The sequence below is a fragment of the Calidithermus roseus genome, assembly GCF_003574095.1.
GTDB classification, from domain to species: domain Bacteria; phylum Deinococcota; class Deinococci; order Deinococcales; family Thermaceae; genus Calidithermus; species Calidithermus roseus.
The window spans coordinates 1-7541 of record NZ_QWLA01000108.1 but is presented as its reverse complement, the minus strand read 5'-3'; the positions used below and the strand labels follow the sequence as shown (position 1 = coordinate 7541).

Annotated in this window: 6 protein-coding genes; 5 read left to right on the top strand and 1 reads right to left on the bottom strand. The window is 70.9% G+C overall.

Going from position 1 to position 7541, the window contains the following annotated elements; translation table 11 throughout:
• Positions 1-812, bottom strand: an 812-nt coding sequence (locus Mrose_RS17200; protein WP_476695785.1) for a serine/threonine-protein kinase, incomplete at its 3' end; no start/stop codon positions are given.
• A 104-nt stretch (positions 813-916) separates the two neighbouring features.
• Here Mrose_RS17200 and Mrose_RS17195 point away from each other — a divergent pair.
• From Mrose_RS17195 to Mrose_RS17175, 5 genes are all read left to right on the top strand, one after another.
• The gene (locus Mrose_RS17195; protein ID WP_147371709.1) at positions 917-1297 is read left to right on the top strand and encodes a hypothetical protein; all 381 of its coding nucleotides are present in this window, start codon (positions 917-919) and stop codon (positions 1295-1297) included.
• Between the two features lie 3 nt (positions 1298-1300).
• Positions 1301-1627 (top strand): hypothetical protein, encoded by a 327-nt coding sequence (locus Mrose_RS17190; RefSeq protein ID WP_119280359.1) that lies wholly within the window; start codon positions 1301-1303, stop codon positions 1625-1627.
• Between the two features lie 86 nt (positions 1628-1713).
• Positions 1714-4338, top strand: a complete 2625-nt coding sequence (locus Mrose_RS17185; protein ID WP_119280357.1) for a VirB4 family type IV secretion system protein — start codon at positions 1714-1716, stop codon at positions 4336-4338.
• The gene (locus Mrose_RS17180) at positions 4319-5524 is read left to right on the top strand and encodes a hypothetical protein (RefSeq protein WP_147371708.1); all 1206 of its coding nucleotides are present in this window, start codon (positions 4319-4321) and stop codon (positions 5522-5524) included. Before Mrose_RS17185 ends, Mrose_RS17180 begins: the two co-directional genes overlap by 20 nt.
• Positions 5524-7541, top strand: a 2018-nt coding sequence (locus tag Mrose_RS17175; protein WP_119280353.1) for a hypothetical protein, incomplete at its 3' end; no start/stop codon positions are given. The genes Mrose_RS17180 and Mrose_RS17175, both read left to right, overlap by 1 nt.

The following is a 7541-nucleotide window of genomic DNA, read 5'->3' as shown; positions in this document are numbered from 1 at the left end:
GCCAGCGCAGCTGCTTTGCGCGGCGCCGAGTGAGCCAGCAACTCGCGGTAGAAAGCGTCGGCCTCGAGGCGGCCCTCGTCAAGGGCCTCAAACAGCAGCTCGAAGTCGCGCGGGGGCAGGGGCACGTCCTGGGGCACCGGGCTCGCCCGTCCCGACAGAGGACTCGCCGCCGCCTCCTGCGGCGGGAGGCCGCCGGGCCCGGCGGCCTGCTCGTCTGCGTGGGGGTCGCCCGGCTGGTGTACGGCCGTGCCGTCGCGGAGGGGGTCGTCAACGCCCCCAGCCCTGGCCGGGAGGGCCTGGGGGTCAGCACCCTGGGTCAACCGCACGGGCGAGGCGGGCCCGGGCTCGGCGCTCGAGGCGGTGGCCACCCCGGTCGCCGCGGCCCCGGGTCGGTCCAGCCCGGCCAGGGCCCGCGAGAGGTCGGGCCACAGTGCCCACAGCGCCCCGGCGGCGAAGACCGCCCCGCCCAGCAGCACCGCCACCAGGCGGAAGTTGAAGTGGGTCTTGTCGCGCCGGGGGTCCTTGATGCCGAAGACCCGGTTGAGCCACGCCTGCGCCCGCTCGACCGCCCGCGCCCGCCGGACGGCCCCACGGAACTCGCGCAGCGTGGCGGCGTGGGTGGGGTTGACGGGCGGCAGCGCCGAGGGGTCGCGCAGCGCCTTCAGCGCGTCGAGCAGCTCGGGCCGCTCTCGCTGGATGCGGCGCAGCGCCTGCTCGAAGGCCGGGGTGCCGGGCTCGGGCAGCTCGCCGCCGAGGGCCTGGCGGATGGCCTCGAGGGTATTCGTATATTGCTGATTGATAGGATCAGCCATGCCAACATCCTAGCAGGGTGCTCCTGTAGGGTTTTTCATTCATGAGATTATGCCCCTCTAAAGCGGTTTATGATATGTTGATTTACGAAAGGAGATGCATGAGCATGAACCGAAGGATCATCCTCCTCTTGGCGCTGCTGGGACTCTTAGCCGCCGGGGCCGCCTTGGGCCAGGGCGTGGAAACGGCGGTAGGCAACAAGGCGGGCGCAGCGCTGTGCCCGTTCATCAACATCCTCACCGGGGCGGTGGGTCGGTTGGTCATCGTGGTCCTTCTCGCCGTCGCCGCGGTCAGCTACTTCGCCTGGGACGCGCGGGCGGGCAAGGCCATGGCGGCCACGCTGGCGATCGGCGGCCTCGTGCTGCTCAACTTCAACGAGCTGCAGAAGCTGGTCACCCAGATCGACTACTCCACCGCCAAGCCGCCCGGCAACAACCGCATTGTCATCGACTCCAGCGGCAACACCACCGTCTACTGCGGCGGCTGAGCCATGGACCCCCTGCCCCACCCCAACCTCGATCGCGTCTACACCTTTATGGGCTACCAGCCCTTCCAGATCGTCCTGGCAGGCGCGGTGCTCTTCGGGGGGATGCAGCTCAACCAGAGCCTGAAGGGGGGCTGGTGGGGCATCGGGTTCTCGCTGGCGGCGGCCTTCGCGGTGCTGCGGCTCTCGGCCTTGCTGCGCGACCGCTTCCCCGGTCGCGCCCTCGCGCACCTGCGGGCCAACGTCAGCATGGCCCAGCGCTACGCGCCCGGCCGTGACCGCCAGCACGTGCCGCTGGTGCTCGAGATCGAGCCCGACGCGCCCTCCCGATAGTGCGCGAGCAGCCCCAGCCCGCGAGCCCCGCCAAGGCGGGGCTCGCGCACCAGGGAGGAGTCACAGAGAGGACACAGGAGCCACGGATGTACACCAAACCCCTGCACCAGCTGCTGCCCTACTGGGAGATCCACCAGGGGGTGATGTTCTTGGAGGACGGCCGCTTCGAGGTCGGGGCGGCCGTGGACGTGGGGCCAGACCTCTTCCGCAGCGCGGGCGACCGCCAGATCCTCCTGGCGCAGCTGCGCGGGCTGCTGGAGAGCGTGGTGCCCACCGACCATCGCCTGCGCGTGATCGTGGAGTCGCGCCGGGGCAGCGCCGAGGAGATCGCCGCCTACCGCGCGCGCAAGCGTGCCGGGCGGGCGGTTTTCCGCATGCTCGCCGAGGAGCGCGCGAGCATGCAGGAACGGCTGGCCCGCCGCGGCCAGCGGCTGAGCTGGAAGGTCTACTTCCTCGTCAGCGGCGGCCGGGCGCGCGCGGGCGGCGGCAGCGCGCTGGGCTACCTGCTGGGCCGGGCGCGCGCGGCGCTGGGCCTGGCGGGCCGGGCCGCCCACTACCTGCCCTTCTCCCCCGGAGAGTTCGAGGAGGCGCTGGCCGAGGCTCGCGACCTGCGCGCGGCGCTGGTGGCCTACCTGCGCCGGGGCGGCCTCGAGGCCGAGCCGATGGACGACCAGGCCGTCTTCGGCCTGTGCTATCGCTTTTTAAACGACCACGAGCCCCCCGGACCCTACCGCCCCGACCCCCGCTACGCCAGCGAGCGCACCCTGCGGGCCGACCCCGAGCTCGACCCCCAGACGCTCAAGCGGGCGCTGGGGCGGAGCGAGATCTATAACCTCGCCCGCGACTACCTGCACCTGGGCGAGGACTACGTGCGGCTGTACTCCATGTACGGCCCGCCCGCCGCCACCCGCTACGGCCTGCTGGCCGACGCGCTCATCAACGAGCGCGCCTATCTGGTGCTCGACCTCGAGCACCCCGCCCAGAGCGCAGTGCTGCAGCGGCTGGAGAACAAGAAGCGCCAGGCCTGGCAGCTCAACTCCGACGCCGCCAGCGCCCCCGAGTCGAGCGTAGCCAACGCGGTGGGCGACCTGCTGCAGGCCCTGCAGCGCCAGGAGAAGAGCGGGGAGCACTTCCTGCGCTGGGGCGCGAGCCTGCTGGTGCGCGGGGAGAGCGTCGAGCACCTCGACGCCATCGAGCGCATCATCCTGCCGCGGCTGGGCGACACGCTGGGGGCCAAGTGGCGCCGCCAGCAGGAGTACCTGGCCTACCCCTTCAGCCGGCTGCTGCCCTTCAGCGGCCGCAGCCAGGACACCACCTTCACCACCCTCTCCGAAAACGCGGCCCAGGTCGCGGTCTTCTTCGGCCCCTGGGTGCGCCCCAAGCTCGACAGCGCGACCTGCCTCACCACCAACCGCTTCAGCGCCTTCGTGGGGATCGACCTCTTCGACCCCAAGGCCACCAACTGGAACACCGCCGTGCTGGGCGCGTCGGGCTCGGGCAAGACCTTCACCGTGCAGAGCCTGCTCTCCGACGCCATGGCCGAGGGCGACCTCGAGCTGATCCTGGTCGACAAGAAGGGGGACTATGCCCCGCTGGTGAGCCTGGCGGGCGGGGCCACCATCCCCATCGCCCCCGGCGCGGGCGTCACGCTCAACATGTTCGACCTGCCCCCCGGCGAGACCGAGCCCTCGGAGGAGAAGCTGACGTTCCTGCAGCGGGTCTTCCACATCCTCAAGGGCAACGCCGCGGCCTCCGACCCCGACCTCCACCTCAAGGAACAGTTGTGGATGGAGGCGGTGCGCACCGCCTACCGCGCGGCCCGCGAGCGGGTGGCCGGGGAGGCGGACGATCCCCTATCGGGATGGCGGCTGCGGCCCATCACCCTCTCGGAGGTGCTGTCCACCCTGGGGGCGCTGGGCCAGCTGGCCGGGCGCTCGATCGGGGTGGAGGAGAAGGCCCTCGCCCGCAAGCTGGCGGTGGAGCTGTCGGTGTGGACCCAGGGGGCGATGGGCCGCTTCCTGGACGGGCGGACCAACGTCCACATGGGGGACAACCCGGTCATCTACTTCGACATCGCCGGCTTCGACGCCTTCGACGACGTGCGGGTGACGGCGCTGGGCGTCAGCCTCATCGCCCAGCTGATCTACGCCCGGCTCAACAACTCCCCCCGCAACCGCCGCAAGATCGTCGTCTTCGACGAGGCCCACGCGGTGTTCAAGATCAAGGCTTCGGCCGATCTGGTCACCGACCTCTACCGCCGCGCCCGCAGCTACGGGGCGGGGGTGTGGACCATGACCCAGAGCATCGCCGACTACCAGGGGCCCTACGTCCAGGGGGTGCTCGACTCGACGAGCGTGTTCATGATCCTGCGGGTGCCCGAGCAGGAGGAGCTGGTGGTGCAGACGCTGGGCCTGCCCGAGGCCTGCACCGCCCAGCTGCGCACCCTCGAGCGGCGCAACGGGGAGTGGAGCGAGCTGCTGTACGTGATGCGCCGGGAGGACAGCCGGCTGCAGGGCGACATCCTGCGCGTCGCACCGACCCCGCTCGACTACTGGGCCTTCACTTCCAGCGCCGCCGACGTGGCCCGCCGCCGGCGCCTGGAGGCGGAGCGGGGCAGCCTGCTGGCAGCGCTGGGCGAGCTGTCGGGGGCGGAGGTTTCGCGCTATAAGAGCTGGTTTGAGGAGGAGCAAGATGCGTGCGAGGTTGTTTAAAACCCTACCCTGGCTGCTGGCGCTGACCCTCTCGCCGGCGCGGGCGGTCGAGACGCCCGACTTCACCTTCTTCACCATCCCCGACCTCTACTTCGCCGAGCCCACTGTGGGTACCATCCAGACCGGCGACAGCATCTTCGGCATGGTGCTGGCCTGGCTGCTGAACAACGCGGTGGGGCTGCCCGCGAGCACGGACGCCCAGCAGCAGGTTCCCCTCTCGCGCCTGCTGGGCAACGTGTGCGCGGTCCACGAGGGCAAGCCCATCGGGGCCATCGCCTGCCCGCTGAGCAGCCTCTACCGCCGGGCGCTCGCCACGGTGAACAGCCTTGGCACCCGGGCGAGCAACCTGGCGAACAGCATCCTCAACAACTTCCTGGGCCTGCTGGGCAACGCGGTGGCCAACCAGCTCAACAGCTGGGTGGCGGGGGCCATCGGCATGGACAACATCAAGGCCGTCGCCAGCGGGCTGCAGGCGGCGGAGGACTGGCTGGCCGACACCGTGTCGGCCGTCGAGCGTCAGGTGCGGCGCAGCGCCTACCGCGCCAGCTCCTCCTGGCTGATGGAGGTCTTCCCCCAGGGGGGCCTCACGCTCACGGCGCAGGGCGAGGCCGAGCGGCGCGAGGAGGCCCGCCAGAAGGCGGGGGCGCTGGTGGGGGCTCTGCAGGCCACCAACGTCGCCGCGGTGGGGCAGGTCCAGGAGGCCGATAGCTTCCGCCAGGCGCTGCGCAACCAGGTGGCCCAGGTCGAGGAACAGGCCCCCCAACCCTCGCGCGTGGCCCAGGCCCTGGCCGGGGTGACCACCGACCTCGCGGCCAAGGCCGAGCCGGTGGCCTCCGCCCGCGAGCACGATATCCGCGCGGAGGCCAGCGTGCGGGGGGTGCTGGTGGAGATGGGCGCGCTGCAGATCGACGCGCTCAAGCTGCAGCTGACCTCGGAGGACCGGCTGGTGCGGCTGGCCAAGGAGCAGATCCTGGCGCAGGCCGCCACCAACCAGATCCTCGCCGCCCAGACCAAGCTGCTCGTCCACCAGGCCATGCAGCAGCTCGAGGGGGTCGAGGACGCCTCCCGCGCCGCGGCCGAGGCCTTCGTCCAGCAACTCGCCGCCACCAGCGCCATGCTGGAGGGCGTGTACCGCATGCCCGCCGAGCTGAGCGAGACCCAAAAGACCATGGAGGAGGTCTATTGATGCCGCCGTGCGCGCGCGTACTGCGGGCGTGGGGCCTGCTCGGTCTGCTGGTGCTAGCCCCGCTGGCCTGGGCCCAACCCCCCCAGCCCCCCGAGCAGTTCACCCTCGAGCAGGGCCTCTCCATCGTGCAGGCCCTGGCCGACCCCGCCCGCTACAGCGAATACTTCCCCGACACCGACCGCTGGCTGCCCTTCTACGGGCGCAAGCTGCGCGAATACAAGGTGCCGGTGCTGCTGTACAACTTCGGGCTGGTGCTGCTGGTGCTGGGGGTGGCCGCCACCTTCTGGCAGGCCAAGCTGGGCCGGCTGAGCCCGGCGCTGGCCCTGGTCCGGCTGGTGCTGGTGGGCGCGGCCTGGCAGACCCTGGTCATCCCCCCGCAGTACAACGGCTGCACCGCGGCGAGCCAGCACAGCTACCCCTGCACGCTCAGCAGCCAGCACAAGCCCAAGGACATCTCCTACGTCACCACCGACCCTGCCACCGGCGGCTACGTCACCGCCACCAAGACCGTGACCGTCGAGGAGCCCACCGCCCCCGAGCTTCCGCTGCACCAGGGGCTGAAGTCGCTGTACAAGGACGTGTTCCTCAACTCGGCCAACCAGGCCATCATCGCCTCGCTCAAGAACGAGGGGCAGGGCATAAAGCGGGTGCAGACCATGGTGCTCAACCTCTCCATCACCTCCTGGATCGCCGCCAGCGCAGGGGCGGTGAGCCAGAGCGTCAACCCCCTGCTGCGCTGCGGGCTGGGGGCGGCGCTGGGGGCGGGCACCGGCAACGGGGGGGTGGAAGGCTGCGCGGCGGCCACCGCCGGGTTGCCGGAGATCTCGCGCAGCGTGAGCAACACCATGGGCACGGTGCGCACCCTGCTGGTGATGGGCCCGCTCATCACCATCGCCACCTTCCACGCCCTGAACACCCTGGCCGGGGTCTACCTCTACAGCGTGCTGTTCTTCATGGGACTGCTGGTGCCGCTGGCGCTCTTCGTCGGACCCCAGGTGCTGCTGAACGCCTTCAAGTACGTCCTGGTGGCGCTGCTGACCCCGCTGGTCTCGGGGGTGCTCCTCTCGACGGGGATGAGCCTGACCTACAACAACGCCACCACCAAGATCCAGGCCCTCGAGGACATGGCCAAGAAGCTGGTTGAGGCGGGCATCCCCCCGGGGGCCGCCGCCTTCGCGCCCAGCCTCAACCAGATCGCCACCCGCCAGCTTTACAACCTCTACCGCTGCCTGGAGGCCGACGCCCAGGGCCTGGCGGTCGAGGGGGTGGACTGCACCGCCAGCGTGGCGGGGGGCCTGGCGGGGGAGCTGGCGAGGGTCAAGGGCGAGAACCCCGCCTACGCCAACGAGGCCCGCCTCATGCCCAGCGGCTTCACCGCGCTGCAGGAGGCCTACGGGGTGGCGCTGAAGAACCTCCTCGAGCGGGTACCGCCCGGCTTCGCCGCCGGCAGCTACCGCAGCCTCAGCGAGGACGACCGCAAGGCGATGTACGGCGAGCTCAAGAAGCTCTTCGGCGAGGGAAGGGTGGCGGTGAGCGAGGACGCCAAGGGGCTGCTGGCTTTCTTCCAGCGTGTCAGGGGCTGGCCGGACCTGGGGGCCAACCCTGGCGAGACCGTGCGGCTGTACGTGGCCGCCAGCGGGGGCAACCCGCTGCAGGGCGGACAGTGGAAGAAGGACTTCGAGTCCGTGGCCTTTGACCCGGCCAAGCTGCCCGAGGGATCGCTGCTGGAGGCGGGGGACACCTGGGCCGCTGGCGCGGCCAGCCTGGGGCTGATGAACCGCCTGGTGGCGCTGCAGGCCACCAGCGAGGGCTTCCAGCTTGCGCTGGCCTCGACGGCCCAGACCAAGGCGCTCAACATGGCCATCGTCACCATCCTGGCCGCGGCCATCACCATCGCCATGCTGGTCATGGCCAACCAGCTCCTGGCCGCGCTCTTCGGGGCCATGATCGCGGGGGCGGGCGGCACCCTGAGCGGGCTGTTCCTGGGGAGCGTCGGGGGCGCGGCAACGGTCGGGGG

Bases quoted from the DNA above. Each gene is read 5' to 3' on its own strand.
- Mrose_RS17180 (WP_147371708.1), top strand. From the start codon at position 4,319: ATGCGTGCGAGGTTGTTTAAAACCCTACCCTGGCTGCTGGCGCTGACC.
- Mrose_RS17185 (WP_119280357.1), top strand. From the start codon at position 1,714: ATGTACACCAAACCCCTGCACCAGCTGCTGCCCTACTGGGAGATCCAC.
- Mrose_RS17195 (WP_147371709.1), top strand. From the start codon at position 917: ATGAACCGAAGGATCATCCTCCTCTTGGCGCTGCTGGGACTCTTAGCC.
- Mrose_RS17190 (WP_119280359.1), top strand. From the start codon at position 1,301: ATGGACCCCCTGCCCCACCCCAACCTCGATCGCGTCTACACCTTTATG.